Consider the following 26,806-nt stretch of genomic DNA (forward strand, 5'->3'; position numbering starts at 1 on the left):
ATATCTTTTATTTAACACTGCCCGTGACTATACAGACGAGGAAACGCCTTGCTCCATCTCGAACCAAGAAGCTAAGCTCGTCCTGGCTGATGATACTCTCCCTTACTGGGATGTTGGGAAAGTAGGTCGTTGCGGGCTTTGTTGTTAATCTGCTTTAATTCTTATATGTTTAATTGATTAATTAATTTTTTATGTTTTTTATATTATTGAGTTGTTTGCCTTTTTAAAATTTATTTTCTTGTTTTTTTAAAATTTTTTATTTAGTTAATATGTTTATTTTTATTAATGAAAAATTGCAAATTATGACGAGATGGTGTTAAGGTATGATGCTCTCGGTCTATGATAATATAGGTTAATAGTATGAAATAGGTCTTTGTAAAAAAATACTTATGATGATGTTAAATTTTTCAAGCATAAAAAATGTATAGACTGCAAACTAGCCAAAGAAAACGGCCTAGAGATGGTTGATCAAAAGTACTTTTTCACACAGTTTAGATATGACGCACTCCAAAGGGCTAAAGAGAAACAAAAGCTCATGCTTGATAGTGAAAAGACAAAGAAAACTTCGCTAAATTTATATGAGCGTCCATATCTTGGCACTGTTGGAGCGATTGCGCTTGATAAAAATGGCAATCTAGCTGCAGCAACCAGCACTGGTGGTATGACAAATAAAATGACTGGCCGTATAGGCGATAGTCCGATAATTGGCTCTGGGACCTATGCAGATAATGGCTCAGTGGCAGTCTCTTGCACAGGTACAGGTGATATCTACATGCGTGTAAATGCTGCTCATGAGGTCTCAGCTCTTTATAAATACAAAACTTCAGATGTACAAAAAGCAACTGAGGAGGCTGTAAAAGAGGTAGTAGCACTAGGCGGTAGTGGTGGTATCATCTCTATTGATAAGTCTGGTAAGACTGGCTTTGCTTGGACTAAAGATAAACTTGGTATGTATCATGGTGAGGCAAGACTAGGAGCTAAACCAGTTGTTTACTGGCCACTTGGCGAGAAATGATTAGATAGCTAGGTCGGATTATATCCGGCCTAGTTTTTAAAGGGAGAAAGTTTATTAAAATATATAAATTGCTCCAAGAACGATAAATGCTCTTAGGNGTTGACCCTAGTACGAGAGGACCGGGTCGAACCAACCACTGGTGTACGAGTTGTCCTGCCAAGGGCACCGCTCGGTAGCTATGTTGGGATGTGATAACTGCTGAAAGCATCTAAGCAGGAAGCCAACTCCAAGATGAATCTTCTTTTAAGAGCTCATATAGACTATGTGTTTGATAGGCTGGGTGTGTAATGGATGAAAGTCCTTTAGCTGACCAGTACTAATAGCTCGTCTGCTTATCTTTTAATAAGCATCACTTCCTTGTTAAGGATAAAAACTTAATAAGATATGTTTTTACAAAACTTTGTTTATGACTTTTAACTTTATCTAGTAGTGTTAAATAAGAGATTTATCTAATATATCTTTTATTTAACACTGCCCGTGACTATACAGACGAGGAAACGCCTTGCTCCATCTCGAACCAAGAAGCTAAGCTCGTCCTGGCTGATGATACTCTCCCTTACTGGGATGTTGGGAAAGTAGGTCGTTGCGGGCTTTGTTGTTAATCTGCTTTAATTCTTATATGTTTAATTGATTAATTAATTTTTTATGTTTTTTATATTATTGAGTTGTTTGCCTTTTTAAAATTTATTTTCTTGTTTTTTTAAAATTTTTTATTTAGTTAATATGTTTATTTTTATTAATGAAAAATTGCAAATTATGACGAGATGGTGTTAAGGTATGATGCTCTCGGTCTATGATAATATAGGTTAATAGTATGAAATAGGTCTTTGTAAAAAAATACTTATGATGATGTTAAATTTTTCAAGCATAAAAAATGTATAGACTGCAAACTAGCCAAAGAAAACGGCCTAGAGATGGTTGATCAAAAGTACTTTTTCACACAGTTTAGATATGACGCACTCCAAAGGGCTAAAGAGAAACAAAAGCTCATGCTTGATAGTGAAAAGACAAAGAAAACTTCGCTAAATTTATATGAGCGTCCATATCTTGGCACTGTTGGAGCGATTGCGCTTGATAAAAATGGCAATCTAGCTGCAGCAACCAGCACTGGTGGTATGACAAATAAAATGACTGGCCGTATAGGCGATAGTCCGATAATTGGCTCTGGGACCTATGCAGATAATGGCTCAGTGGCAGTCTCTTGCACAGGTACAGGTGATATCTACATGCGTGTAAATGCTGCTCATGAGGTCTCAGCTCTTTATAAATACAAAACTTCAGATGTACAAAAAGCAACTGAGGAGGCTGTAAAAGAGGTAGTAGCACTAGGCGGTAGTGGTGGTATCATCTCTATTGATAAGTCTGGTAAGACTGGCTTTGCTTGGACTAAAGATAAACTTGGTATGTATCATGGTGAGGCAAGACTAGGAGCTAAACCAGTTGTTTACTGGCCACTTGGCGAGAAATGATTAGATAGCTAGGTCGGATTATATCCGGCCTAGTTTTTAAAGGGAGAAAGTTTATTAAAATATATAAATTGCTCCAAGAACGATAAATGCTCTTAGGCAAAAACCGCTAAGCAAATTTATATTAAGTGTTATCTTATTTAACCAACTTTTATAAAATTCTCTTGGTTTTTAAAGAACGGTTTTAGCGCCTCATAAGCTGCTTGGATCTTTTTAAATTTAGCGTTATACTCACTTTTTATGCTTTCGCTTTTGCTTGAGTGTCTGTCTGGGTGGTAAATTTTAGCAAGGGTCAGGTAGCTATCTCTTACGATTTCGAAGCTATCGCTATTTGAGCAACCTAAAATTTCAAAATTTTCTTCTAGTAAATTTGCTAAAGCACTGAAGCGACTTTTAAATTTGGCTGAGTTTTGAACCTTGTAGTTTCTTTTGAACTCTTTAAATTTGACTTCATTGTAGTTAAAATTTACTATAAATTTTAGATGCTCGCGTCTTGAAATGATCTCTTCTATTAAGTCAAAATCGCTATCTTTTTTTATTTTTAGGCTAAATTTATGATTTTTCTCGTCAAATTTAGACTCATTGCTCTTGAAATTTTGCAAAATGTAGCTAGCAAAAGCTTTTGGAGTGTTGTTTAGCATAAAGATCATCTCGCCATATAAAAACTCAATGTCGATGTTGTAGATATTTGTTAGGGCATTTCTTTGCACTAAAGATAGTTTTATGGTTTTGTATTTTGCAAAGGTCACGTCAAGCTCGTTGCCCTGTTTTTCGTAGAGTTTTTTTATAAATTTTAAGAAGCATTTTCGTTGCGGGATCTCGCTCTCTTCGTAAAAAGAGATGATCTTGTCTTTGTTTGCTAGGGTTTTTGTGAAATTTTTACTTATCAGTGCGCGAAGCTCGCAAAAAAGAGCGTCGCTATCGGTTAAAATGCTTAAAGATTCTAAAGTTTGGGTTATATTCATGGGTTTCTCCATTCAAAATATCCCCATTTAAAGCAACTAGTGTTCCAAAGTTAAATTTTCCTGATATTGCTATCTTTTGTATATGCCAAAAACTCATCTCTTAACTTTTGTTCTTTGTGCAAGATTGCCTCTTCTTTTGTGTGTGAAACTGCCTCTTTTTGAGGCTTTTTAGTCAAGCCTTGCTCTTTTGCAAGCTCTTTTTTGATCTCTTTTAGACTATCGAAAAAATCGTTCATTTTTGCTCCTTTTGTACAAAGGATTTTACTAAAAAGGTTATAAATTTAAAATGAATACAATCTCTTTTTAAGGAAAGTTTGGTTAATATCACAACTTAATTTTTCATGTGCGCTCGTAGCTCAGCTGGATAGAGCATTTGATTGCGGTTCAAAAGGTCAGAGATTCGAATTCTCTCGGGCGCACCATCCTTTTTCTCCCACATTTTATTTCAGACCACTTTTGAGATTAGTTGAATTTATAAAAAACTCTATTTAGATATAGCCCTTCAGCAGGTGCAGGTATGCGAGTTAGGGCAGGACGTCCATTTAGCGAAGCTCTGATGAGCTTGTCGCCATTTTTTTGCTTCAGCGCTTTTAGTAAATTTGCAATCATGAGCCGCACCTGTCCGCGTAAAAAGCCATTTGCCTTAAAAACTATGATAGTTTGCTCTTTGCGTGCGTAGCAAAACGCTTTATAAATTTCGCGCACTGGGCTTTTTGTGTCGCTTCCAGTTTTCATATATGCGCTAAAATCATGCTCGCCGATAAAATTTCGCAAAATTTCATTTGCTTTTTTGATGTCAAATTTAGGCAAAAACACCTTGTAGTTTGAGCTAAAAACATCAAATTTACCGTGATCTATCACGTATCTATAAGACCTTGCGACCGCATCAAATCTTGCTTGAAAACTTTCATCCACCAAATTTATGCGTTTTATGTGAATGCTTGGATGTGCGTGACGGTTTATAATATCTTTTAGGCGATTTAAGTCTTTAAAGTGATCGCCGCAAACGACGCTTGAGCTTTGGTTATTTGCGTGCACGCTTTTATCAGTGCGCGAGCTAGAGACTACTCTTTCGAAAATGCCAACGTGAGCTAAGGCGCGCGCAAGCTCATCCTCTACGCCATTTTCGTGTGGCTGGGTCTGTGAGCCTTGAAATTTCGAGCCATCGTAGCTGTAGATTAGCTGAATTTTCATTAGTATCTGCGTGTGATCTTGGCTTTATAAAGCAAGGCGCCAGCTATCAAAAAGACGAAAAATATGAGCGGTATTGCAAGCGATGGCTTTGATGAAAAGAGCATGATGAGCGTAAAATATCCAAACAATACGCTAAAAGTGCCCACATAGACCATGCCCTTTTCGTATCTATATGTGACGATGCCAAGGCTGATCGCAAAAAGCGTGCTAGCAAGCGGGAAGAGGGCCACTAGGACGTAAGTGCTAAGGTCTTTTCTGCGTTTATCGCTGCTAGCTGCCTCCATCCAGTACTCTTTGATGCTGCCAACGTCGCTTATCTCCTCACTTTGGGCGGTTCTTATCTTCATCGATTTGAAGTTGCTTTGATGATAAATTTCATCTCTGATGTCGTACATTTTTCCTTCATTTAAGGAAAGTTCGATGCTTTGGTTGACATTTGTTATCTTTGCGTTTTTGGCGGTTATTAGGCGCTGTGAGTCTTTGACAAAGGGGTTAAACATGACGATATCTTTGTAGGTCGTGCCATTTTTGTCTTCACTTTCGCTGCCCACATAGACCATCCAGTCGGAGAATTTTTGTCCAAACTGGGTTGGCTTTAAATTTAGCTTAGCAACTGTCTTTTTATAGTCGATGAAATTTGCATTTAGCTGGGCGGCTATTGGTATCATGACGATGGCAACTACCAGCAAGGCAGCGCTTAAAAGGGCTGAAAATGCAAGGAAAAACCTTGCTATTTTATTTGGCGAGCCACCAAGTGTAAAGATGACGATACTTTCATTCTCTTTTGATAGCCTAAAAAGTGTCATCGCAAGTGAGACGAAAAACGCGATAGGTACGACAAAGAGCAGCACGCGTGGGAGCATAAATGAGTAGAGTTTAAAGAGCTCGCCAAAGCTGATCTCGATATATGAGGTGATACGCGCGATCTGGATGAAAAAGACGATCGACATGATCAAAAAAAGCGTACTAAATAGCGATGCAAACGTGCCTAAAAAGTTAAACAAAAGATATTTATTTACTCTACTCATAAATGAACCTTAAAATTTCTAAAATTTGTGCGTCAAAAGCGTAGGTGACAAGCAGCCCCAGGCTTAAAAACGGCACAAAGGCTAGCTCGTAGCCCCTTTTGCGAACGAGCGCATAGACTGGAAGCGTAAGAAGTGCGGCCAGATAGATCGCCACAAGGGCTAGCTTGGCTGGTAAAATGGCTCCGATGATCGCTGCGATAAATATGTCAGCACTGCCCATGGCTTCGCGCTTCATCGCATAGCTCACGACAAATCTAAGCGCCCAAAATATAAATCCAAAGAGGATTAAATTTAAAATTTGAGCAAAATTTCCTTTAAAGATAAAAAGTAGCAATGCATAGGCAAATGCAAAAAATAGCGCTGCAAAAAGAAGCGGATCTGGCACGGCTTTATATCTTATATCTATGACGCTAAGGGCTAGTAGCATGATAAAGCAAAGTCCTAAAAATAGCGCATAAAGCAAGGTTTCTATGCTTAAAGCTTCGCCGCACTCTTTAAAAAAGCAGATCAGAAAAAGCAGGCCAGAGGCTAGCTCAACTAGTGGATAGACAAGGCTTATCTTTTGCTTGCAAAAGGCGCATTTTCCACCTAAAAATAGCCATGAAAAAAGTGGAACGTTGTGATAAAAATTTAGCTTGTGAGAGCACTTTGGGCAGTATGAGGCTGGGAAATTTATACTTTCACTTCGTGGCAAGCGGTAGATTAGCACATTTGAAAATGATCCCACGCAGATGCCAAAAACAAAAGCAAAAACGGCAAAAAAGATGACTAAAATATCCATTATCTCACTAAACTCCGCCAAATCTTCGCTCTATATCTTTAAATTTGGCAACGATGCTTGCAAGCTCATCCTTGCCAAAGTCTGGCCAAAGTGTCGGCGTGAAAAAGAGCTCCGCATAGCTAGCCTGCCAAAGCATGAAATTTGAAAGCCTACTCTCGCCCCCAGTTCTAATGAGAAGATCGACTGGCTCACTCTCATCAAGTGCCGCATTTAGGCTCGCTTCATTTATATCAGCACCCTCTAAATTTAGCTTTTTTATGGCTCTTATGATCTCATCTTTTGAGCCGTAGTTTATCGCTAAATTTAAAAGCAAATTTGTATTTTCCCTTGTTGCGTCTTTGGTGATCTCTATCTCATTTTTTAGCTCATCACTAAATGGCGAGATGTCGCCGATCGTGTTAAATTTGATCCCATTTTTTATAAAATCATCACGCTTTAAAAGAAGAAATTTTTTAAGCAAATTCATCAAAAAATCAACCTCTTTTTGCGGTCTTTTCCAGTTTTCGGTGCTAAATGCGTAAAGGCTTAAAATTTTCACTCCATTGTCGATGCAAAATTCGCACATATCGCTCACCACATTTGCTCCGGCCTCGTGCCCATTTATCCGCAAAAATCCACGCTTTTTCGCCCAGCGTCCGTTGCCGTCCATGATGATAGCGAGGTGGTTAAGTTTGTTCAATATCTAGCCTTTAAAGTCAATTATCTGCTCTTTTTTACTCCAAAGAGCGCTTACGTTTTGCACCAAAACTGGCGTGTCAAATTCGCTTTTTAGCAAGCTTGCGACGTTGCTAAATGGAGTTGCGATCTCATATAAATTTTCATCTTTAAATTTAAAAATAAGCGGCGCAAAATTTGAAAATACTAGAAAAATTCTCATCTCATTTGCCTCTTTTTTGAGCTGGAAAATGCCGTTTATACCGCTATATGCAAAGGGTATATGCACGACGTTTTCTTGCAGAGCAAAGAGCATTTTTGCCAGCACTCTCATCTCATCTTTTGTTTTAACTTCGCTTAAGTTTTTAAATAAATAGCTGTAAAGCCACGATAAATTCTCGTTTTTTACCAAATTTTCTATCAAATTTAGCCCATCGGACAAAACGTCTTCATCTAAAATTTTTGTCTTTTCGTATAAATTTTTTATGACGATGTTTTCGCCCTGACTATGCACCTCGCCCCAGTATCTTGAGCCCACGTTTAGCTCTTTTACGCTTTTTGTGTTTAAATTTCTATTAGCAAAATTTAAGATATATCTATTAAAGCCGACCTTTTGGCTCACCAAAATGCTAAGCGGCAAGGACGAATTTATCGCTACTAGCGGGGCTTGGCTGTTTTTTGCTATCTTTTGGACGCGTGAGATCTGCTCTATCATAAATTTGCTGCTAGCTCCACTATGCGCCCTGCGATCTCATCTTTTGAAGCAAGCGGCATTAGGGTTTCGCCACCCCTTGTGATGAAATTTACCTCGTTTTGCTCGCTTGCAAATCCATTTTTCTCACCCAAAATATTTAGACAAACTGCATCAAGCGATTTTTTTTCTAGCATTGATCTAGCGCTTTTAAGAGCGTTTTTGCTTGAAATTTCAAGTTTAAAGCCGATCTTTTTACAGCTAAATTTACTTAAACTTTGCAAAATATCTATATTTTTGTTTAGGCTTAAATTTAAGCTTTCTCCAACGTCCTCTTTTTTTATCTTGCCATCTATCTTTGTCGGTACGAAATCACTCACCGCAGCACACATTACAAGTAAATTTGCCCCCTCGCACTCACTCTTGCAAAGCTCTAAAAGCTCGCTACTTGAGCTAAATTTAAGGCTAAGAAACGGCTCGTTACTAGTTTCAAAACTAGCAAGCAGTTTTACCTCTGCACCTGCGTAGTAAAAGGCCCTAGCCAAGGCTCTTGCCATCTTGCCGCTTGAAAAATTTGTAATGGCTCTAACATCATCTATCTTTTCAGTTGTCGCACCACCAGTTATCACCACTTTTTTGCCTGCAAAAAGTGGCTTGCTAAGCCTTTTAATGGCAGCTTCTGCTATCACTTCAGGGCTTGCTAAAGCACCTTTGCCAACGTCGCCACAAGCTAGAGTTTTAAGGACTGGCTCAACCACTAAAGCGCCGTTCTTCTTTAAAATTTCAAGTGAATTTTGCGTCGCTAAGTGCTCGATCATATTGTTATTTGCAGCAGGGGCAACGACTAAAGGTACGTGCGAGGCGGCGATTAGCGTTTGCATGAAGACATTGTCGCAGATGCCAGCTGTTAGTTTATTTATCGTATTTACCGAGGCAGGTGCGATGATGACTAGATCCATTTTAGAGTAGGCTATGTGATTTACGCCGTCTTGCCAGTTTTGCGTTTGTGAGCTTAAAATTTTATGCTCGCTTAGCGCTTCAAAGCCGCTTACACTGCAAAACTCAAGCGCTCCGTCACTTAAAGCCACATAAACATCAGCGCCTTGCTTTTTAAGCAACGATAAAATTTCGAATGCCTTATAAAAGGCGATACTGCCGCAAACAGCAAGTAAAATTTTCTTATTTTTTAACATCGTCTTTGCCAAAGAATTTCTCAAAAAAGCCGCTTTTGTTCTCTTGACGACCTCTGCTGATAGCTAGAGCGCCGCTCTCAACGTCTTTTGTTATGGTGCTGCCAGCTGCGATGATGACGTTATCGGCGATATTTACAGGGGCAACTAGCTGTGTATCTGAGCCAACAAAGACGTTTTTGCCGATTTTGGTTTTGTATTTTGCCTTGCCGTCGTAGTTGCATGTGATCGTGCCACAACCGATGTTTGTGCCACTTTCTATCTCGCAGTCGCCAAGATAGCTTAGATGTCCAGCTTTTACGCCGCTAAGAACGCCTTTTTTAACCTCGACGAAATTTCCTATGTGTGTGTCAGAAATTTCAGAATTTGGCCTTATATGGGCTAGTGGGCCGATGTCTGAATTTTTGATGACGCTGCTTTCTATCACCGACGAGCTTTTGATGATGCTCTCAGTTATGACGCACTCGCCAAGGATGCTTACGTTTTCTTCGAGCACGCACTCGCCTTCAAATTTAGCCCTGCTGTCTATGAAAATGCTCTCAGGCATGCGCATCAAAACGCCAGCTTTCATCAAATTTTGCTTGATCTCATCTTGCATTATTTTCTCAGCAATGCTTAGCTGAAATTTATCATTTATACCCATGAAATTTTGCTCATTAACATTTACTGCAACGCACTTTAAACCCTTTTCATTTGCTATTTTGATGGCGTCAGTTAGATAGTACTCTTTTTGTGCGTTTTGGTTGCTTATGAGCGGTAAAATTTGCTCTAACGCCTCGCGTTTAAAGCAGTAGCAGCCAGCATTTACGCTCTTTATGGCAAGCTGCGCTTCACTCGCATCTTTTTGCTCAACGATGGCCTCAACTTTGCCGTTTTTTATGATGACTCTGCCGTAGCCAAAAGGATTTGCCGCTTCAAATGAGCTCATAACTACGTCTGCTTCGGCATTTGCTAGACGCATAAGATCAGTTGATCTAACAAGTGGCATGTCGCCGCAAGTGACAAGCACCTTTTCGCCACTTAAATTTACGCCTTTTATCGCGCCAGCTGTGCCTGGGAAATTTGCTAGATCTTGCTCGAAAATTTTAGTTTGAGGAAAAATTTCTTTTATCTTTTTGCTAATTAACTCTTTTTCGTAGTGAAGCACGACGCTAACGTCATTTGTGATCGCATAAGCTTGCTTTAAGATGTGAATGATCATCGGCTCGCCGCATAGCTCAAATAGGACTTTTGGACGTTTTGATTTCATCCTGGTGCCAAGACCAGCAGCTAGGATTATGATTGAAGTATTATTGTTCATTTTTAAGCCTTTTAACGTTAAAAATTTCGCAGATTGTAGCAAAAAATGGCAAACATTTTTTTTAATTTAACGATTGTTTCAACAAAAAGCTAATAAAATAGCAATTCTTAAGAATTTATAAATAAAGCGAGTTTAAATGGATTTAGGAACCGTCGTCGGCTGGGTTTTGACCCTAGTGCTTTTGTTTGGATCAATGGCGATAGGCGTTGGTATAGGACCATACATCGATATCCCTTCTGTGATGATCGTTTTTGGTGGTACTATCGGCGTTATGATGGTTGGCTTCAAGATGGAGACGCTTAAAGGTATCGGTAAATTTTACGGAGTCGCTGTTAAGCCATCAGTTGTTGTAAATTTACCTGAGACTATAAAAAAAGTAGTTGATTACTCAACCAAAGCTAGGCGAGATGGCATCTTAGCACTTGAGAGCGAAGTAAATAATGAGACAAATCAGTTTTTAAAAAAAGGCCTTTCAATGGCAGTCGATGGCAATGAGCCAGATGCGATAAGGGCGCTTTTAGAGATTGACATCGATCAAACTAGCACAAGGCATGCAAATAACATCAAAATTTTCGAGCAAGTAGGCGGTTTTGCAGGTGCGATGGGTATGATCGGAACGCTCATTGGCCTTGTTGCGATGCTTCTTAACATGTCAGATCCTAGTGCGATCGGTCCATCTATGGCGGTTGCCTTGCTTACGACACTTTATGGTGCGATGATAGGTAACATCATCGGCTCGCCTGTTGCAAACATCCTCTCGATCCGCGATGCTGATGAGGCACTTGAGAAGCAAGTCATTTTAGAGGGGATCATGGCGATACAAGCAGGGGATAACCCAAGAACGCTTGAAGCTAAGCTCTTAGCATTTTTACCTCCAAAAGATAGAAAAAGTCAGTTTGAATAATGGGTAAGTTAATAAAACCAGAAGAGTGCCCAAAGTGCATGCCTGAGTGGCTGGCTGCCTTTGGCGACCTTATGTCGCTCCTACTTTGCTTCTTTGTTTTGCTCCTTTCTATGGCGACGATGGATGCTAAAAAGATGGAGGCTGCTGTTGGCTCGCTAGCTGGTGCGCTAAGTGTGCTAGAGGGTGGCGCAAGACCAGATAGTCAGGTAGAAAAAGAGACAGATCCTGAAAGCAGACGCACTCCAAAACCAAAAGCTCAAAAAGGCGCTCAAAATGAGGTCACTTCGACTGTTAAAAAGATAAATGAGCTACTAACGGCTAGTGGAGCACCTGAGATCACGATGGAGGAGAGCGAGGATGGCTTTATCGTTAGGCTTCCAGCTGCGATGCTCTTTGACAAAGATAGCGCTGAAATTTCTGGCGAGGATGCAAAGCTCTTTTTAAAGCGAATAGGCATGATCATAGCCAAAATGCCAAATGAGGTAAAAACAGATATCATCGGATACACTGATAATACAAATCCAAGTAAAGACTCTATATATAAAAATAACTGGCAGCTCTCTACTGCAAGGGCGCTAAGCGTGCTTGAAGAGCTAGTTAGCGATGGCGTACCACAAGAGAGGCTTATCACTTCTGGCAGAGCCTCTTTTGATCCGATCGCTAGCAACAGCACAGACGAGGGCAGAGCTAAAAACAATAGGGTGGAAATTCACTTCGTTTCGCTCGAGCCAAAAAATAAAGAGGCTACTAAGAAAAGTATCCTTGATACGAGGAATTAGTCGTGAAAGCACTGCTTAGTTTAGCGGTTTTGTTTTGTGTAGTTTTTGGCGCTGATCCTGCGCTACCAACTATAAATTTAAGCCTAAATTCACCGCAAAATGCCGAGCAGCTTGTAAATTCTCTAAATGTTTTACTAATCCTCACCGCACTTGCACTCGCTCCTTCACTCATCTTTATGATGACTAGCTTTTTGCGCCTTGTCATTGTCTTTTCATTTTTGCGTCAAGCGATGGGCACACAGCAAGTGCCGCCTTCAACGGTGCTCATCTCGCTTGCGATGGTGCTTACATTTTTTATCATGGAGCCAGTTGGCCAAAGAAGCTACGATGAGGGCATAAAGCCTTATATAGCCGAGCAGATAGGCTATGAGGAGATGCTTGATAAGAGTTTAAAGCCGTTTAAAGAATTTATGGTTAAAAACACTAGAGAAAAAGATCTTGCGCTATTTTTTAGGATAAGAAATTTACAAAATCCAGCAAATATCGAGGATATCCCGCTAAGCATCGCGATGTCAGCCTTTATGATAAGCGAGCTAAAGACATCTTTTGAGATAGCCTTTTTGCTTTATCTGCCATTTCTTGTCATCGACATGGTTGTAAGCTCCGTTTTGATGGCGATGGGTATGATGATGTTACCTCCTGTCATGATCTCGCTGCCATTTAAACTACTCATCTTCGTGCTAGTTGATGGCTGGAATTTGCTAATAGGAAATTTAGTAAAGAGCTTTCACTGATGAAAAAAATTTTATTAGCACTTTTGCCTTTGGCACTGCTTGGATCAAATTTGAGCGAGATAGCGAACAAGGCTACTCAAAACGAAATTTCAAAGATCAAAGAGCTTGAGCTAAAAAGAGCAAATTTAAATAGCGAGGCTACCACTAGTGCCTACTTGCCAAGTCTTAGTTTGGAGGGCTCATACGGCAAAAACGCAAGCACCTTCCCAAGCATAGTCGCTAAAGAGTCAGCTGGAGTGCTAGCAAGGATCGATTTTTTACTATACGACGGCGGGGCGAGAGAGGCTAGGTTAAAGATGAACCAGCTTTTAAAAAATAAAGCCGCCATCGCAAGTGATGAGGCTAAAAATTACCTTGCCTTTAAGGCTGTAAATTTATACTTTAACGCCTGCGCGCTTGAAAATATAATAGCTGCCAAAAATGCTCAGGCAAATTTCTTAAAAGGCGTTTTAGACAAGCTTGAAAAGGCAAATAAAGCAGGGCTTGCCGCAAAAGACGAACTAGAAAATGTGCGGGCAAAATATCACTTGGCAAATAGCACGCAGCTTGAATACAAAAACAAAATGGAGCAAATTTTAAACGAGATAAATTTGCTAACAGGTGAGCAAATTTCGCCACTTAGCGGGGCAAAAATGGCTGAGACTGGCTTAAATTTAGCTTCAAAAAACGCCGAGCTTGACAGGCTAAATCAAGATATTTTTATAAGCGAAGCTAAGCTTAGCGAGACAAGAGCTGGCTTTTTACCCCAAATAATGCTCTATGACACCTATGGATTTTACAAAAACAACTATGACATCGACCTTGGCAAGTATAGCGCTTACCGCCCATATCTTGATAAATATCTAAAAGAAGATACGCACGGCAATAAATTTGGCGTTAGCTTTAGGTGGAAAATTTTTGACTTTTTTGCCACTAGCAAGATGAGCCAAGCTAGCAAGATCGCGCTTGATGAAGCGAGACTAAATTTAGAGTATAAAAAGCGTGAAAACGAGACAAAACTTAAAAATTTACAAAACGAGATCGCCACACTTAACTCAAAGATCACCTCGCTAAATGAGTATGTAAAGGCGAGCGAGCTTGCGCTAAGAGCGAGTTTTGAGAAGTATAACTCTGGGCTTTTAGGATATAGCGACCTGCTTGAGGCGCTCTCACAAAAATTTGACGCCATTAGCCTTTTTGAAGGGGCGAAAGATGAGCTGGAGATAAAAAAGGCGGAGTATTTTTTTGAGAGTGGGGAGAGTATTTTAGAGAGGATTAGGGATTGAAAAAGCTGATAATTTTAATGATATTTTGCATTTTTTCATTTGCAGGGGAGGAAATTTTTGCTGATTTTGAAGTCTATGCCAAGCAAAGCTCAAAGCTTGCATTTGAGAGCAGCGGCAAGGTAGATAAAATTTTTGTAGATGTCTCAAGTCACGTTAAAAAGGGCGACATGCTAGCCAGTCTTGATCAAACGAGCCTAGATATCGCTCTAAAAAAGGCAAAAAACGACCTAGCGCTTGCCAAAAATGCCAAAGAATTTGCTAAAAACACCTTTAATAAATTTAGCCAAGTAAAGGACGTCACCTCAAAGCAAGAATTTGATGAGATGAAGTATAAATTTGACGAGGCAGCTCTTAGGGTAGAGAGTGCCCAGATCGCCATTTTAAACGCAGATGATCATCTTAAAAAGGCCGTTTTAAAAGCTCCTTTTGATGGCGTCATAGCTAGTAAAAATGTCGAGCTTGGCGAGAGCGCTTCGCCGCTTCAGCCAGCATTTGTGCTAAATTCACAGGAAGTTAAAATTTTAATAGCTATCGACGAAAAATATGCAAATTTAGTAAAAATAGGCGACATGTTTAAATTTAAGCTTGACGCAACAAGTGAAGAAAAAGAGGTTAAAATCGCGCTCATTCATCCAGAGATAAAAAGAGAAACTAGAAAATTTTACGCCGAAGCTTACGATGTGGGGATGAAGCCAGGCATGTTTGGTCAAGGAAAAGTGATAATCGGCGAAAATAAATGATAAAAACAGCTATAAACCGCCCCATAACTACGCTTATGATATTCTTAAGCCTTGTTGTCTTTGGCGTCTACTCGCTAAAGACGATGAATGTAAATTTATATCCGCAAGTAAATATCCCGATAGTAAAGATCACGACCTACGCAAATGGCGATATGAACTACATCAAGACAAAGATCACGCAAAAGATCGAGGACGAGGTCTCAAGCATCGAGGGGATAAAAAAGCTTTACTCAACTAGCTTTGACAACCTAAGTGTGGTAAGCATCGAATTTGAGCTAAACAAAGACCTAGAGAGCGCTACAAACGACGTCCGTGACAAGATGCAAAAGGCGAGAGTTGGCGCAAACTACGAGATAGAAAAGCTAAACGGGCTCTCTTCTTCTGTATTTAGCCTTTTTATCACAAGGCTTGATGGCAATGAAACTAGGCTCATGCAAGAGATCGATGACGTGGCAAAGCCATTTTTGGAGCGCATAAGCGGCGTTTCGAAGGTCAAGACAAATGGCTTTTTAGAGCCAGCGGTGAAAATTTTACTTGATAGATTTAAGCTTGATAAAAACGCCCTTAGTGCAAACGAAGTGGCAAATTTGATAAAGGTTGAAAATTTAAAAGCGCCACTTGGCAAGATAGAAAATGAGCAGATTCAAATGGCGATCAAGTCAAATTTCAGCGCCAAAAGCATAGATGAGATAAGAAATTTAACGATCAAGCAAGGGGTCTTTTTAAAAGATATCGCAAGTGTTGATCTTGCTTACAAAGATGCAAACGAAGCAGCGATAATGGATAAAAAAAGTGGCGTCTTGCTGGGTCTTGAGCTAGCTCCAGACGCAAACGCTCTAACGGTTATCGCTCTAGCTAAGTCAAAACTAGATCAGTTTAAAAGCCTGCTTGGCAGCGAATACGACGTAAAAATAGCCTACGATAAGAGCGAAGTGATACAAAAGCACATCGATCAAACCGCCTTTGATATGATCCTTGGCGTCTTGCTAACCATCGTGATCGTATATCTGTTTTTAAGAAATTTCTCGATCACCATCATCTCGGTCGTGGCGATACCAACTAGCATCGTGGCGACATTTTTCATCATAAATGCCCTAGGTTACGACATCAACCGCTTAAGCCTTATAGCGCTTACGCTTGGTATTGGAATTTTTATCGATGATGCGATAGTCGTCACTGAAAACATCGCTAGCCGGCTAAAAGATGAGCCAAATGCCCTCAAGGCAAGCTTTGCAGGTATAAGAGAGATAGCATTTAGCGTCTTTGCGATCTCACTCGTGCTGCTTTGCGTCTTTGTGCCAATAGCCTTTATGAGTGGCATCGTTGGCAAGTACTTTAACTCATTTGCGATGAGCGTAGCAGCTGGCATCGTCATATCGTTTTTTGTGAGTATATTTCTTGTGCCAACGCTTAGCGCTAGGTTTGTAGATGCTAAGGAGAGCAAATTTTATATAAAGAGCGAGCCATTTTTTGAAGCGCTTGAAAATTTCTATGAAAAGCTTTTAACTTTAGCGCTTAAATTTAAGCTCATATTTTTAGCCATAACGCTTGTGGCCGTTGTTTGCTCGTTTGGACTGGCTAAATTTGTAGGTGGCGACTTCATGCCAAGCGAGGATAACTCGGAGTTTAACATCTACTTTAAGCTTGATCCTCCACTTAGCCTGCAAGCTAGCAAAGAGAGGCTAAAAGATAAAATTTCACTCATAAACGCCGATCCTCAGGTCGCTTACGTCTACTTCATCCTTGGCTACACAGACGCCAAGCAGCCTTATCTTGTAAAAGCTTACGTTAGGCTAAAGGAGCTAAAAGATAGAGCTAATCACGAGCGGCAAAACGCTATCATGCAGAGGTTTCGCGACAAGCTAAAAAGTGACGATATGAGCGTCATCGTGGCTGATCTTCCGGTAGTTGAAGGTGGCGATGTGCAGCCAGTTAAGCTTACTATCACATCTGAAAATGGCAAAGATCTAGAGAAATTTGTACCAAAGATCAGCAAGATGCTAAAGGAGATAAATGACGCAACGGATGTAAATTCGCCTGAAGAAGATCTGCTAAAGCGTGTGCAAATTTCTATCGATGAAGATAAGGCTAAGAGGCTAAATTTAGATAAAGCTAGCATTGCAAGCGCCGTTTATAGCGCATTTAGCCAGAACGAGGTCTCTGTTTTTGAAAACGAAAATGGCAAAGAGTATGAGCTTTACATGCGTCTTGATGATAAATTTAGAAGCGATACAAATGATATCTTAAAGACCAAGATAAGAAGCAATGATGGCTTTTTCGTGACACTTGGCGATGTGGCGACGATTAGTTTTGAGCAAAAGCCAGCTAGCATTTCAAGGTTTAATAGAGCCGATGAGATCAAATTTCTAGCAAATACAAAAAACAACGCTCCGCTAAATAACGTGGCAAATGAAATTTCAAAGAAGCTTGATGAAATTTTGCCAGCAAATTTCAAGTATAAATTTCTTGGTTTTGTCGAGCTGATGGACGATACGAACGCTTCTTTTATCTTTACAGTGAGCGCTAGTGCGGTGCTTATTTACATGGTGCTTGCTGCGCTTTATGAGAGCTTTTTGCTGCCATTTCTCATCATGCTAGCCATGCCGCTTGCCTTTTGTGGCGTGGTGATTGGACTTTTTATAAGCGGCAATCCATTTAGCCTATTTGTCATGGTTGGCGTCATCTTGCTCTTTGGCATGGTCGGTAAAAACGCCATTTTGGTGGTTGATTTTGCAAATCACTTTGCAAATAGCGGCATAGAGGCAAATGAAGCTGTGAAAATGGCTGCTAAAAAGCGCTTAAGAGCCGTTTTGATGACCACTTTTGCGATGATATTTGCCATGCTGCCACTTGCGCTTGGCAGAGCCGCTGGCTTTGAAGCCAACTCGCCTATGGCTATAAGTATCATCTTTGGGCTCATTAGCTCGACCTTGCTAAGCTTGCTTGTCGTGCCAGTGCTTTTTGCTTGGGTCTATAATCTTGATAAATTTATAAGAAAATTTTATGAAAGGGAGAGAATTTGAAGAAGATTTTGGCGGTTTTGCTCTTTGCTTTGCCTCTTTGGGCTGGAAATTTACTAGAGATCATCGCTCTGGCGCAAAGTGCGAAGCTTGAGAGTTTGAAAGAATTTAATAAAAACGAATATATAAATAAAAATAAGAGCAACAAGCTAAATTTATCCCTTGATGGCAGATATACCTTTGTGCCTGACGAGCTAAAGGGCGGGTATATGACAAAGACTGGATCGATCACGGCAAAGGTTGAGTATCTCATCTTTGACGGCGGTGCGAGTGAGGCTGCGGATAAAATTTTAGACCATAAGGGCGTGGAGAAAATTTACAAAGATGAAGAGCTTATGAATCTCACTGCTTTTCAGGTCGCAAAGGTCTATTTTAACGCTGTTGCACTAAATTCTCTTATAAATTTAGAGACTAAATTTGTTGATAGCTTTGCCAAGGCTGCGGCTGAAAATGAGTTTTGGTTTGAGTTTGGCTGGATAGATAAGAGCGAGTTTGATGCGATAAATTTCACTCTTAATAAAAAAAGAGCCGAGCTAGACGAGCTTGGGCTTAAGCTAGCTGAGCTAAACTCAAGGATAAATTTGCTCTCAAACGGCGAGATCGGCTTTAATGCTGGCTCAAAGATAGTGATGCCTGATTTTAGCAAGGATGATCTAAGCGCCAAGCTTGGGGCGATGGAGCAAGAAAAATATATAAAAGAGCAAGAAAATGAGAAGCAAAAGAGTAAATTTGCTCCAAAAATTTACTTAAAAGATACGCAAAGTGTGAATAATAACAGCTTTAAAAAAGGCGAGAGGACGGCTACGCAGATGGCTGAGGCATACGCTGATGCGAACAAGCCTAGAGTGGAGTTTGAGTGGAAGTTACCAGATAGCCTAAGTCTTAGCAAACAAGCTCAGACAAAGCGTATCGAGCAGCAGCGCGCGGCTCTAAATTTAAGCGATGAAGAAAACAGGATAATGGCTAGGCTAAAGGATCTAAGAGGCGTGATAGAGGGCTTAAGTGCTAGGCTAAATTTAGACTCGCTAAAGCAAGATAACCTTGATAACGACTTTAATGACCTGCTAAATGGCTATCTTAGCGGCAAGGTAAAATTTGAGCAGTTTTTATTTGTGAGCGAGAAAAATTTTAGCGACAGGGCAAATTTCATCTTAAATGGCGATCTGCTCGAGCTAAACAAGCTTGAATACTTTTTTGAATGCGCAAGAAATATAAATGAGGTGGTGATAGAATGAATAAACTGATCTTCGTGACCATTTTATGGGCATTTAGCTTTAGCTTGATAGGCGAGTTTTTAGCGGGCAAGGTGGATAGCTATCTAGCCGTTTTTGTGCGCGTGACACTTGCAAGCCTAGTTTTTTTGCCATTTACGAAATTTCGCGGGATAAATCCAAAGCTCGCCCTTGGCATCATGGCAATCGGAGCGGTGCAAATAGGGCTAATGTATCTTTGCTACTACAACTCGTTTTTGTATCTAAGCGTGCCAGAAGTAGCACTTTTCACCATTTTTACGCCATTTTATGTGACGCTCATATATGATGCGTTTAGCTTTAAATTTAGGCCGCTTTATCTTTTTAGCGTGGGCGTTGCGGTCTTTGGCGCGCTTGTCATAAAGTATGGCGCGATAAATGAGGGCGTGCTAAAGGGCTTTTTGCTGGTGCAAGGGGCAAATATATGCTTTGGAGCAGGGCAAAGCGCCTATAAGGCGCTTTTGGAGAAGTTTGAAGTTGATCAAAAAAAGGTCTTTGGCTACTTTCACTTTGGGGCGTTTTTTGTGGCTGTCATAGCGCTCATAACCCTTGGCAATCCAGCTAAATTTCATGTAGATCTAACCCAAACTTTGGTGCTTTTGTGGCTTGGCGTAGTCGCTAGCGGGCTGGGATATTTTATGTGGAACAAAGGGGCTTGCGAGGTCGATAGCGGCGTGCTTGCCATCATGAACAACGCTCTCATACCAGCTGCTATCATCGTAAATTTACTCTTTTGGCAAAAGGACGCCAACCTAACTAGGCTCATTTTAGGAGCTGTGATAATGTACATCTCGCTACTAATTCACAATAAAATCATGAAATTTTACGGCGTAAAGGCTGTGTGAGGTAAAATTTAAGATCAAATTTGAGTTATTTAAGTTAAGTAGAGAATTTTAAAAGTATCAAATTTGATCTACTTAAGCGCCTTGCATCTTTACAAGCTGGGCGTTTAGCTGCATTATCTGAGCAAAGATAGCTCCCTTTTTGCTCTGAAGCGAAGCAACCAGCTCTTTTGCGTATGGATTTTTGCTAGCACTTGCCTGTTTTATCGCGCTATCAATCTCTTTTAGCTGTTTTTGCAGTTTTTCTAACTGCTTTTTTATGACATCGGCGCTACTCTCGCTCTCATTATTTACCTCGCTAGCTAAATTTGAAGCGTCGTGTAAAATTTCACTCTTATCTGGTTTTGGCAAATTTTTGCTTTTTAAATTTTCATCGGCAGTAGCCGTAGAGCCGCTTTTGTTTAAATTTATAAAATTTGAGTTTATCTGCATCGCCACACCTTTAAATTTAAAAGCATATCGGCAAATTTAAATAAAATTTTTTAGTAGATAGAGTAAAAATGAGGTTATGCCAAAAAGAGGTGGCAGCAAAGACAAGACTTTAAATTTAAGGGATAAAAGCGCACAAGCGTTATAAAGCAAAAATACAAATGTGCTAATCTCTAAGCTGCTAGGATTTAGTCTAAAGGCTAACATCTTGCTTAAAATTTCATCAAAAATGCCGCCATATCCAAAGAGGTGAAGTAAAAAGCTTAGCGGATAAAATATGCTAAATATGTAGTTTAAAGCTAGCACGCTAAGCTGCAAGAGGCTAATGAGCGGGAAAAAGTAAAGCACCGCAACCTCCATCGCAAAAAAGACATATAAATTTAAAAGTAGCGAGTTCGCTAGCAGGCTAAATTTGGGCGCAAAATAGAAAAGATAGACGAATATATAAAAGACGCCAAGGCATGAAAAATAAAAGCCAACGCTAAAAAGAAGCTGCGGAAATAGGGCGACGCTAAATAAAATAACGCCAAAGAGCGTGTAGAAATTTAAGATCTTTATCTTTTTGCAGATCATGTAAAAGCCAGCCACGCTCATCAAAAATGCCCGCAAAAAGCTTGCGATAAAGCCAATCATATAAAAGTAGAAACAAAGCACTAAAAATACGGCGATAGAGATGTCGAAGATATATGAGCGATATGGCAAAAACCTTGCGTAAAAAGGTCTTAAAACGAGCCTTAAAACAAAAAAGCAAACTGCGCTTATAACGCCAAGGTGATAGCCGCTAATGGCGATGAGGTGCGCCACGCCCCAGTTTGAGACGTCATCTCTTAGCTCGCCAAAAACGTTTGTGCCAAGAAAGAGCGCCGTGTAGAGCTGCGAAATTTTAGCGTTTTGGTGTTGGGCGGAGATGAAATTTATAGCCCTTTGCCTTAGGCTATCATCCTTTTTGATGACGGCTCTATCGTAGCTTGGCATATAAAATGTGCCGCTAAGATAGTCCGTAAAGCTCACGTCTATTGGCTGAACACTAAGCGCTACGACGTCATAAAGGCTGATCTCATCTTTTTTAGAGGCGGTTGTGTAAAAGCTAAAATTTGAGGTGTCGATCCTTATTATCTGGCGCTTTTTGCCATTTTTTTCTTTGGTGAAATTTACGCTTACTTTGCCAACGATATCTTGCTCGCCAAGCTCCATAAAAGCGCTGTATTCATGAAATTTAAGCGCTAAATTTAGGCCAAAAATAAATAGGCAAAGCAGGAGAAAATAAAATATACGCCTGCTTTTTGGCAAATTTACTCTTTAAATTCAGTTGATTGCACCGGTGTGGTGGCGATATCGCAAAAGCGAGAGTATTGCTTTTGAAAGAGCACGTCGATGGATCCCACTTCGCCGTTTCTGTTTTTGCCAACAATGATCTCTGCGTTTTCTTGAAGCTTGTTAAAAACGTGCTCGCTTTGATAAGGTTTGCCCTCGGCTGCTGCCTTGCTCTTTTTCTCGTTCTCTTCTTGCTCCAGATAGACCTCGTGCCTATAGACAAAAAGGATGATGTCGGCGTCTTGCTCGATCGCGCCTGACTCTCTTAGATCGCTTAGCATAGGGCGCTTGTTCGCGCGTGCTTCAAGGCCACGGTTTAGCTGCGAAAGTGCGATGATAGGCATATCCAGCTCGCGCGCTAGAAGCTTTAAGCCACGAGAAATTTCAGCTATTTGTATGTGGCGGTCGGCGAAGTTGTTTGTACTCATCATAAGGCCGATGTAGTCGATGACGCAGAGTGAAATTTCAGGGTGAGCTGACTTTAGCTTGCGAAGCTGCGTCCTTACTTGGTGGATATTTACGTAGCCGCTATCATGCACAAAGAGTTTAGCGTGCGAAAATTCGCTGCATGCGTGGCTAAAGTGAGCGAGCTTCTCATCGTCAAGGCTCGCTGTCATTATCTCTTGAAGTGGGATCGAGGTCTTGTCTGCTAGCATCCTCATCATGATCTGCTCTGCTGGCATCTCAAGTGAGAAAAAGACGACGCCTGCGCCACTTTTTAAAACGTGCCCCATGAAATTTAGACAAAGCGTCGTTTTACCCATGCCAGGGCGCGCTGCGATGATGATGAGGTCGCCATTTTTAAAGCCCTTTATCATCTCATTTAGCTTTTTAAAGCCGGTGTTTAGTCCGATGATGTCACGCTCGTTTAGGGCAGCTTGCTTTTGCATATGCACTATCAAGCTTTTTATGATATCTTCGCTATCTCTGATACTGCCAGTGCCGCTGCCGTCGACTAGCGAGTAAAACTCCTGACTTAGCTCATCGACCATATCGCGGCTGGCTTTGTCTTCATTTACCTTGCTTGGGATGTCGTGGGCGATCTTAACAAGGCTTCGTTTTATCGACTTTTCTTTAAGTTCGTTTGCATATCTTTGGATATCGATGATCGAGTTTGTGGCTAAAATACTCGCCATGACGTTGTCATCGTAGTTTTCGCCAAGCTTGTTTTTGATAAACGTCGATGCGATAGGCACGTCACCGTTTAGACAATCAACCATCGCTTTGTAAATTTGTGCGTGAGCTTTTAGGTAAAAGTCTCCAGCCTTTATCGTGTCAAAAATTTCGCCCAAAGCGTCGTTGTTTGCGATGATCGAGCTTAGTATGGCTCGCTCCATATCAAGGTCGTAAAGGTTGCTAAATTCTATCTCGTTAAGTCTCTCTTTTGCCACTTCTTTATCCTCTGCTCTTTATCTCGTCGTCGATCTCTTGTAAAAATCTATCCACAAGCTCGCTCTCAGGCAGCCTTGCGACCACTTCGCCGTGGCGCATGATCATGCCATTTCCCTTGCCAAATGCTATGGCTACGTCTGCGCCTTTTGCCTCGCCGATCGCATTTACCACGCAGCCCATTACTGAGACGTTTAGCGGCTCTTTTATCCCTTTTGTCTTTTCTTCTACGAGCTTTACTGCTGCCATGAGGTCAGCTTGCAAACGCCCACAAGTTGGGCATGAGATGATGTTTAGCCCCTCTTTTTGGCGGCCACTATCTTTTAAGATCGCCTTTGCGACTTTGATCTCCTCTTCAAGCTCGCCCGTGATGCTAACTCTCATCGTATCGCCGATGCCTTCAAGCAAAAGCCCGCCAAGTGCGATGGCTGATTTTATGGTAGCGTGAAAAGTAGTGCCAGCCTCCGTTACACCTAGATGAAATGGGTAGTTTGTCTTTGGGCGAAGCGCTCTGTAAGCTTGCATAGTGCGCTCGACGTCGCTTGATTTGAGCGAAATTTTAATGTCTGTAAAGTCAAAATCCTCAAGAAGCTTGATGTTATACATGGCGCTTTCGACCATGGCCTCCACCGTGCGGCCGTAGCGGTCTTCAAACTGCTTTTCAAGCGAGCCAGAATTTACGCCTATGCGAATAGGTAAATTTCGCTGCTTGCAGGCATCAACGACTGCTTTTATGTTTTTAGCTGAGCCGATATTGCCTGGATTTATGCGGATAGCATCGACAAATTCGCTAACGATGAGCGCATAGGTGTGGTTAAAATGTATGTCTGCAACGACTGGGATTGGGGAGCTTGCGACGATCTGCTTTAGCGCGCTGGCGTCCTCTTTGTCAAAAACTGCGCAACGCACGATGTCACAGCCTGCAAAATATAGCCTTTGTATCTGCTCTAGCGTGCCTTTTACGTCCTTTGTCTTTGAAAATGTCATCGACTGCACGGAGATCGGTGCGTCACCGCCTATTAAAACATCGCGAATTTTTATCTGTTTTGTCGGGTATCGTTGCAAAATTTTGCCTTTAAATTTTATTGGGGATTATAAAAAAAAATGGCTTTTAAAAGGCTTGAAAAATTAATAAAGTTTTTAAATACAGGCAGTTTGCAATTAAGGCTCATGTATCGTAAATGCAAATTTTAAACTTTCATTCACCTCTAAGAGTTAGCTACTAAAATTTGGCTTCGCTAGCAGCTTAGCTCAAATTTTAGAGCCGAAATTAGTCGTTCATGAAATTTTAAAATTTGTTTGATATTTATAAGCTACGAAACAAATTTGCAAATTTTAAAAATTTATTCACTTGCCTTTAACTAAAATTTACCGGATCTATATCGATATCGCTAAGTTCGCTTTTGCAGAGGTTTGCCGCTTTTAAAAGTATGGTGTGCGAGTTTGAGCGAAGCAGAATTTCATATCTAAATTTGCCCCCAAGATATTCGATCTGGCATTTGCCATATCCCACGATCTCTAGTTCATCGCCTTTTAGTGGCTCTAGCCTTTTTGTAAATTCGTTCATTGCACCCTTTGCAGTGCTCTCATCTTTGTGCGAAACGACCACGCGAAGAAGCCTAGTAAATGGCGGATACAGTCCCTCTCGGTAGCCGATCTCATCCTTTAAAAACGCGTCGTAGTCGCTAATGAAGCTTTCGAAAAACTCCCTTTGCTTGCTTTGGATGATGACCCTGCCAGCTCCGTTTCTACCAGCCCTTCCAGCTACTTGCATAGCAAGGGCAAGTGTGCGCTCTCTAGCTCTGTAATCAGGAAAATTTAAAAGTTCGTCAAAGCCCATGATGACGGCTAACTCGACGTTGTGATAGTCATGCCCCTTGCTTAGCATCTGCGTGCCAAGCAGGATGTCTATCTTACCGTCGTTAAATTCCTTCAAGGCCTTTACGAGCTTGTTTTGCGTCGTGATCTCGTCCCTGTCAAATTTAGCGATCCTAGCGTTTGCAAACTCGGCTTGCAGCCTCTCAAGTAGCTCACTCGTGCCGATCTTTTTAGCCTCTATCATCTCGCTGCCGCACTGGTGGCAGCTCTTTGGCACGGCCATTTTGTGCTCGCAGTATTGGCACTTTAGCACGTTTTGTTTTTTGTAGTAGCTCATGCCGATGCTACAAAATGGACACTTCACCGTCTCGCCGCAGTTTTTGCAGACTAGATATTTGAAATTTGCCCTTGTTGGCAGGCAGATGACGGCTTGTTTTTTATTTTCAAGTGTTTTTGCGATCTGCTCTTTTAAAATTTCACTTATGCCAGTCTCGCTCTCGTCAAATATATAGCTCTTTTGCGACGCAAAATATGTCCCTTTTAGGCGAAAATGCTCCTGCTTGTAAAAGCTAGTAAGGCTTGGCGTGGCGCTTCCAAGTACCACTTGTAGGTCAAATTTGCTAGTTAAAAAGAGGGCTAGGTCTCTTGCGTTGTAGTGGGGCTTTGAGCCTGTGTTTTTGTAGCTATCGTCGTGCTCTTCGTCGATGATGATAAGTTTTAGCCGCTCAAGTGGCAAAAATAGGGCAGACCTAGCTCCTGCGATGAGCCTTGCCTTGCCGCTTTTAATATCCTTTAAAATTTGCTCTTTTTTCTTTGGCGTGATCTTTGAGTGCCACACAGCCACAGCCTCGCCAAAGAAGCTCTCTAAGCGCTTTTGCATCTGCGGTGTTAGTGAAATTTCAGGCATCAAAAATAGCGCTTGGCCACCCGCGTTTAAAATTTCTCTTATCTTTGCTATATAAATTTCGCTTTTGCCACTTCCAGTGTCGCCAAAGATGAGCGAGCTTTTTCGTGCGTTTATAAAATTTAGCGCTTCAAGCTGCTTTTGGCTTAAATTTGGCGCTTTAAAGTCGGTTGTGCCACTATAAATTTCATCATCCACAAGGCTTTGTGGCTCAAATAAATTTATAGCAACGCCAAGCTCGCAGGTGTAGTAGTAGGCGATAAATTTAGCCAAAGTTGCTTGGATGTCGTTTAGTTTAATAGGTAAAATTTCATCAATAAAGCTTGTTTTAAAGCTTGGCTCATCCACTTCGCGCAGTATAAAGCCAACTAGGCTTTTGCCTCTAAGTTTTGCAGTGATGGCGCGAAACGGCGTAATATCTAGCTCGCTTTTATATGTGAGTGTAGCTAAATTTACCCCGCTAAATACGACCTCGTAGTATCTCATCACTCAAGAGCGCTGCAAAGTCCGTCGCTGCTCGTGCAGTCAAATTCGCCAGTTGCGTTTTTGTAAGTGAAATTTGCTATCTGTCCGTCTAGTTTGAAGGTATAAGTTGTTGCTCCAGTTTTGTGCCAGCCGTTTTTTGTGCCGTTGTCTTTTACAGGCACGCTCACAACGTTTTGAAAAAGGTTACTTCCTGGGCTCTCAAGCGTATCAGGATACTTTGGAGTGCCTTTTAGGACGCTATCATTGTATTTTAGTGAGATGCCACTTTTTATGGCGGCTATTTGTGTTCTTGCGTTTGCGACTATGGCGTCGCCTCTAGTAAAGAAAAGCTTTGGTATCGCAACAGCACTTAAAATGCCAAGTATGACGATGACAAATATAATTTCTATTAGGGTAAAAGCTCTTTTTTTCATTTATTTTCCGGTTTTAGTATCTCTTCTATCTCTTTTGTGACGTCCTTTACGACGCGCAAATTTGTGTAGCTCTCGTAGCTTTTTTCGACAAAGGCGTTTATAAGCTCACGAGGCTCGATAAATTTCTTTCCCCCCATAAATTTCTGCCAGTCGCGCTCAAAAATTTCAGCAAAATCATCATCAAGCGTTATCGTGTAGTCGCGAGATGATACGGTGAGCGTGATCTGTTTCATTT

Annotated in this window: 26 protein-coding genes, 1 tRNA gene and 2 rRNA genes; 13 read left to right on the plus strand and 16 right to left on the minus strand. The window is 40.9% G+C overall.

Annotation, left to right across the window (positions count from 1 at the left end; genetic code table 11):
- Positions 1 to 19: 19 nt before the first annotated feature.
- From rrf (FZ945_RS00670) to FZ945_RS00685, 4 genes are all read left to right on the plus strand, one after another.
- Positions 20 to 138 (plus strand): 5S ribosomal RNA (gene rrf / locus FZ945_RS00670).
- Between the two features lie 286 nt (positions 139 to 424).
- Positions 425 to 1,015, plus strand: a complete 591-nt coding sequence (locus tag FZ945_RS00675; RefSeq protein ID WP_262367131.1) for an isoaspartyl peptidase/L-asparaginase — start codon at positions 425 to 427, stop codon at positions 1,013 to 1,015.
- 473 nt (positions 1,016 to 1,488) lie between these two features.
- Positions 1,489 to 1,607: ribosomal RNA gene (gene rrf, locus FZ945_RS00680) — 5S ribosomal RNA — on the plus strand.
- Between the two features lie 286 nt (positions 1,608 to 1,893).
- The gene (locus FZ945_RS00685) at positions 1,894 to 2,484 is read left to right on the plus strand and encodes an isoaspartyl peptidase/L-asparaginase (RefSeq protein ID WP_262367131.1); all 591 of its coding nucleotides are present in this window, start codon (positions 1,894 to 1,896) and stop codon (positions 2,482 to 2,484) included.
- Positions 2,485 to 2,621: 137 nt separating this feature from the next.
- Here FZ945_RS00685 and FZ945_RS00690 read toward each other — a convergent pair whose 3' ends face one another.
- Both FZ945_RS00690 and FZ945_RS00695 read right to left on the minus strand, forming a co-directional pair.
- The gene (locus FZ945_RS00690) at positions 2,622 to 3,446 is read right to left on the minus strand and encodes an adenylosuccinate lyase (RefSeq protein ID WP_148801776.1); all 825 of its coding nucleotides are present in this window, start codon (positions 3,444 to 3,446) and stop codon (positions 2,622 to 2,624) included.
- Between the two features lie 50 nt (positions 3,447 to 3,496).
- Positions 3,497 to 3,682 carry a hypothetical protein gene (locus FZ945_RS00695; protein WP_148801778.1) on the minus strand — a complete coding sequence of 62 codons (186 nt, stop codon included), beginning with the start codon at positions 3,680 to 3,682 and terminating at the stop codon, positions 3,497 to 3,499.
- Between the two features lie 109 nt (positions 3,683 to 3,791).
- On the opposite strand from FZ945_RS00695, the gene FZ945_RS00700 reads away from it, so the two are divergent.
- Positions 3,792 to 3,868: transfer RNA gene (locus FZ945_RS00700), tRNA-Arg, on the plus strand.
- 40 nt (positions 3,869 to 3,908) lie between these two features.
- On the opposite strand, the gene truA is transcribed toward FZ945_RS00700, so the two are convergent.
- From truA to glmU, 7 genes are read right to left on the minus strand one after another with little or no spacing between them, the layout of a single operon-like run.
- Positions 3,909 to 4,640 carry a tRNA pseudouridine(38-40) synthase TruA gene (gene truA / locus FZ945_RS00705; protein WP_148801780.1) on the minus strand — a complete coding sequence of 244 codons (732 nt, stop codon included), beginning with the start codon at positions 4,638 to 4,640 and terminating at the stop codon, positions 3,909 to 3,911.
- Positions 4,640 to 5,668, minus strand: coding sequence for an LptF/LptG family permease (locus FZ945_RS00710; protein ID WP_148801782.1), 1,029 nt, complete (start codon positions 5,666 to 5,668; stop codon positions 4,640 to 4,642). The genes truA and FZ945_RS00710 overlap by 1 nt, the downstream gene beginning before the upstream one ends.
- Entirely contained in the window at positions 5,661 to 6,449 is a 789-nt protein-coding gene (locus FZ945_RS00715; protein WP_148802025.1) for a prepilin peptidase, read from the minus strand. Before FZ945_RS00715 ends, FZ945_RS00710 begins: the two co-directional genes overlap by 8 nt.
- A gap of 7 nt (positions 6,450 to 6,456) precedes the next feature.
- Complete coding sequence (uppS, locus tag FZ945_RS00720; RefSeq protein WP_148801784.1) at positions 6,457 to 7,128, minus strand: polyprenyl diphosphate synthase; 672 nt, start codon at positions 7,126 to 7,128, stop codon at positions 6,457 to 6,459.
- Between the two features lie 3 nt (positions 7,129 to 7,131).
- Positions 7,132 to 7,818, minus strand: a complete 687-nt coding sequence (locus FZ945_RS00725) for a hypothetical protein (RefSeq protein WP_148801786.1) — start codon at positions 7,816 to 7,818, stop codon at positions 7,132 to 7,134.
- A complete protein-coding gene (gene coaBC / locus FZ945_RS00730; protein WP_148802027.1) occupies positions 7,815 to 8,987 on the minus strand; it encodes a bifunctional phosphopantothenoylcysteine decarboxylase/phosphopantothenate--cysteine ligase CoaBC in 1,173 nt (390 codons plus the stop codon). The genes FZ945_RS00725 and coaBC overlap by 4 nt, the downstream gene beginning before the upstream one ends.
- The gene (gene glmU / locus FZ945_RS00735; RefSeq protein ID WP_103569053.1) at positions 8,974 to 10,284 is read right to left on the minus strand and encodes a bifunctional UDP-N-acetylglucosamine diphosphorylase/glucosamine-1-phosphate N-acetyltransferase GlmU; all 1,311 of its coding nucleotides are present in this window, start codon (positions 10,282 to 10,284) and stop codon (positions 8,974 to 8,976) included. The genes coaBC and glmU overlap by 14 nt, the downstream gene beginning before the upstream one ends.
- Positions 10,285 to 10,420: 136 nt before the next feature.
- On the opposite strand from glmU, the gene FZ945_RS00740 reads away from it, so the two are divergent.
- Genes FZ945_RS00740 through FZ945_RS00775 form a run of 8 tightly spaced genes read left to right on the plus strand, consistent with a single transcriptional unit; the run spans position 10,421 to position 19,821 of the window.
- The gene (locus FZ945_RS00740) at positions 10,421 to 11,188 is read left to right on the plus strand and encodes a motility protein A (RefSeq protein WP_021086711.1); all 768 of its coding nucleotides are present in this window, start codon (positions 10,421 to 10,423) and stop codon (positions 11,186 to 11,188) included.
- On the plus strand, positions 11,188 to 11,967 hold the full coding sequence (locus FZ945_RS00745; protein WP_004318176.1) for a flagellar motor protein MotB: 780 nt from the start codon (positions 11,188 to 11,190) through the stop codon (positions 11,965 to 11,967). The genes FZ945_RS00740 and FZ945_RS00745 overlap by 1 nt, the downstream gene beginning before the upstream one ends.
- An 11-nt stretch (positions 11,968 to 11,978) precedes the next feature.
- Positions 11,979 to 12,701 carry a flagellar type III secretion system pore protein FliP gene (gene fliP, locus FZ945_RS00750; RefSeq protein WP_196779718.1) on the plus strand — a complete coding sequence of 241 codons (723 nt, stop codon included), beginning with the start codon at positions 11,979 to 11,981 and terminating at the stop codon, positions 12,699 to 12,701.
- Positions 12,701 to 13,966 (plus strand): TolC family protein, encoded by a 1,266-nt coding sequence (locus FZ945_RS00755; RefSeq protein WP_148801788.1) that lies wholly within the window; start codon positions 12,701 to 12,703, stop codon positions 13,964 to 13,966. The genes fliP and FZ945_RS00755 overlap by 1 nt, the downstream gene beginning before the upstream one ends.
- Positions 13,963 to 14,706, plus strand: coding sequence for an efflux RND transporter periplasmic adaptor subunit (locus FZ945_RS00760; RefSeq protein ID WP_148801790.1), 744 nt, complete (start codon positions 13,963 to 13,965; stop codon positions 14,704 to 14,706). Before FZ945_RS00755 ends, FZ945_RS00760 begins: the two co-directional genes overlap by 4 nt.
- Positions 14,703 to 17,729 carry an efflux RND transporter permease subunit gene (locus tag FZ945_RS00765; protein ID WP_148801792.1) on the plus strand — a complete coding sequence of 1,009 codons (3,027 nt, stop codon included), beginning with the start codon at positions 14,703 to 14,705 and terminating at the stop codon, positions 17,727 to 17,729. The genes FZ945_RS00760 and FZ945_RS00765 overlap by 4 nt, the downstream gene beginning before the upstream one ends.
- Positions 17,726 to 18,961, plus strand: coding sequence for a TolC family protein (locus FZ945_RS00770; RefSeq protein WP_148801794.1), 1,236 nt, complete (start codon positions 17,726 to 17,728; stop codon positions 18,959 to 18,961). Before FZ945_RS00765 ends, FZ945_RS00770 begins: the two co-directional genes overlap by 4 nt.
- Positions 18,958 to 19,821 (plus strand): EamA family transporter, encoded by an 864-nt coding sequence (locus FZ945_RS00775; RefSeq protein WP_148801796.1) that lies wholly within the window; start codon positions 18,958 to 18,960, stop codon positions 19,819 to 19,821. The genes FZ945_RS00770 and FZ945_RS00775 overlap by 4 nt, the downstream gene beginning before the upstream one ends.
- Positions 19,822 to 19,893: 72 nt before the next feature.
- Here FZ945_RS00775 and FZ945_RS00780 read toward each other — a convergent pair whose 3' ends face one another.
- The 7 genes from FZ945_RS00780 to FZ945_RS00810 form a co-directional block, all read right to left on the minus strand.
- Positions 19,894 to 20,250 (minus strand): hypothetical protein, encoded by a 357-nt coding sequence (locus tag FZ945_RS00780; RefSeq protein ID WP_148801798.1) that lies wholly within the window; start codon positions 20,248 to 20,250, stop codon positions 19,894 to 19,896.
- 36 nt (positions 20,251 to 20,286) lie between these two features.
- Positions 20,287 to 21,537, minus strand: a complete 1,251-nt coding sequence (locus tag FZ945_RS00785; protein WP_148801800.1) for a ComEC/Rec2 family competence protein — start codon at positions 21,535 to 21,537, stop codon at positions 20,287 to 20,289.
- Positions 21,538 to 21,539: 2 nt separating this feature from the next.
- On the minus strand, positions 21,540 to 22,952 hold the full coding sequence (locus tag FZ945_RS00790) for a replicative DNA helicase (protein ID WP_107829419.1): 1,413 nt from the start codon (positions 22,950 to 22,952) through the stop codon (positions 21,540 to 21,542).
- 4 nt (positions 22,953 to 22,956) lie between these two features.
- Positions 22,957 to 24,015: a flavodoxin-dependent (E)-4-hydroxy-3-methylbut-2-enyl-diphosphate synthase gene (ispG, locus tag FZ945_RS00795; protein WP_107848391.1), complete on the minus strand. Its 1,059-nt coding sequence runs from the start codon at positions 24,013 to 24,015 to the stop codon at positions 22,957 to 22,959.
- Between the two features lie 292 nt (positions 24,016 to 24,307).
- The gene (locus tag FZ945_RS00800; RefSeq protein ID WP_148801802.1) at positions 24,308 to 26,158 is read right to left on the minus strand and encodes a primosomal protein N'; all 1,851 of its coding nucleotides are present in this window, start codon (positions 26,156 to 26,158) and stop codon (positions 24,308 to 24,310) included.
- Positions 26,158 to 26,571, minus strand: coding sequence for a type II secretion system protein (locus FZ945_RS00805; protein WP_148801804.1), 414 nt, complete (start codon positions 26,569 to 26,571; stop codon positions 26,158 to 26,160). The genes FZ945_RS00800 and FZ945_RS00805 overlap by 1 nt, the downstream gene beginning before the upstream one ends.
- A complete protein-coding gene (locus FZ945_RS00810) occupies positions 26,568 to 26,804 on the minus strand; it encodes a hypothetical protein (protein ID WP_012001557.1) in 237 nt (78 codons plus the stop codon). The genes FZ945_RS00805 and FZ945_RS00810 overlap by 4 nt, the downstream gene beginning before the upstream one ends.
- Positions 26,805 to 26,806: the final 2 nt, after the last annotated feature.

The organism is Campylobacter concisus (genome assembly GCF_902460535.1).
Lineage (GTDB): Bacteria > Campylobacterota > Campylobacteria > Campylobacterales > Campylobacteraceae > Campylobacter_A > Campylobacter_A concisus_AS.

Bases quoted from the DNA above. Each gene is read 5' to 3' on its own strand.
- FZ945_RS00745 (WP_004318176.1), top strand. From the start codon at position 11,188: ATGGGTAAGTTAATAAAACCAGAAGAGTGCCCAAAGTGCATGCCTGAG.
- FZ945_RS00740 (WP_021086711.1), top strand. From the start codon at position 10,421: ATGGATTTAGGAACCGTCGTCGGCTGGGTTTTGACCCTAGTGCTTTTG.
- FZ945_RS00715 (WP_148802025.1), bottom strand. From the start codon at position 6,449: ATGGATATTTTAGTCATCTTTTTTGCCGTTTTTGCTTTTGTTTTTGGC.
- FZ945_RS00805 (WP_148801804.1), bottom strand. From the start codon at position 26,571: ATGAAAAAAAGAGCTTTTACCCTAATAGAAATTATATTTGTCATCGTC.
- FZ945_RS00800 (WP_148801802.1), bottom strand. From the start codon at position 26,158: ATGAGATACTACGAGGTCGTATTTAGCGGGGTAAATTTAGCTACACTC.
- FZ945_RS00765 (WP_148801792.1), top strand. From the start codon at position 14,703: ATGATAAAAACAGCTATAAACCGCCCCATAACTACGCTTATGATATTC.
- truA (WP_148801780.1), bottom strand. From the start codon at position 4,640: ATGAAAATTCAGCTAATCTACAGCTACGATGGCTCGAAATTTCAAGGC.
- FZ945_RS00755 (WP_148801788.1), top strand. From the start codon at position 12,701: ATGAAAAAAATTTTATTAGCACTTTTGCCTTTGGCACTGCTTGGATCA.
- FZ945_RS00775 (WP_148801796.1), top strand. From the start codon at position 18,958: ATGAATAAACTGATCTTCGTGACCATTTTATGGGCATTTAGCTTTAGC.
- FZ945_RS00780 (WP_148801798.1), bottom strand. From the start codon at position 20,250: ATGCAGATAAACTCAAATTTTATAAATTTAAACAAAAGCGGCTCTACG.
- glmU (WP_103569053.1), bottom strand. From the start codon at position 10,284: ATGAACAATAATACTTCAATCATAATCCTAGCTGCTGGTCTTGGCACC.
- FZ945_RS00725 (WP_148801786.1), bottom strand. From the start codon at position 7,818: ATGATAGAGCAGATCTCACGCGTCCAAAAGATAGCAAAAAACAGCCAA.
- FZ945_RS00690 (WP_148801776.1), bottom strand. From the start codon at position 3,446: ATGAATATAACCCAAACTTTAGAATCTTTAAGCATTTTAACCGATAGC.
- FZ945_RS00710 (WP_148801782.1), bottom strand. From the start codon at position 5,668: ATGAGTAGAGTAAATAAATATCTTTTGTTTAACTTTTTAGGCACGTTT.
- coaBC (WP_148802027.1), bottom strand. From the start codon at position 8,987: ATGTTAAAAAATAAGAAAATTTTACTTGCTGTTTGCGGCAGTATCGCC.
- FZ945_RS00695 (WP_148801778.1), bottom strand. From the start codon at position 3,682: ATGAACGATTTTTTCGATAGTCTAAAAGAGATCAAAAAAGAGCTTGCA.
- FZ945_RS00810 (WP_012001557.1), bottom strand. From the start codon at position 26,804: ATGAAACAGATCACGCTCACCGTATCATCTCGCGACTACACGATAACG.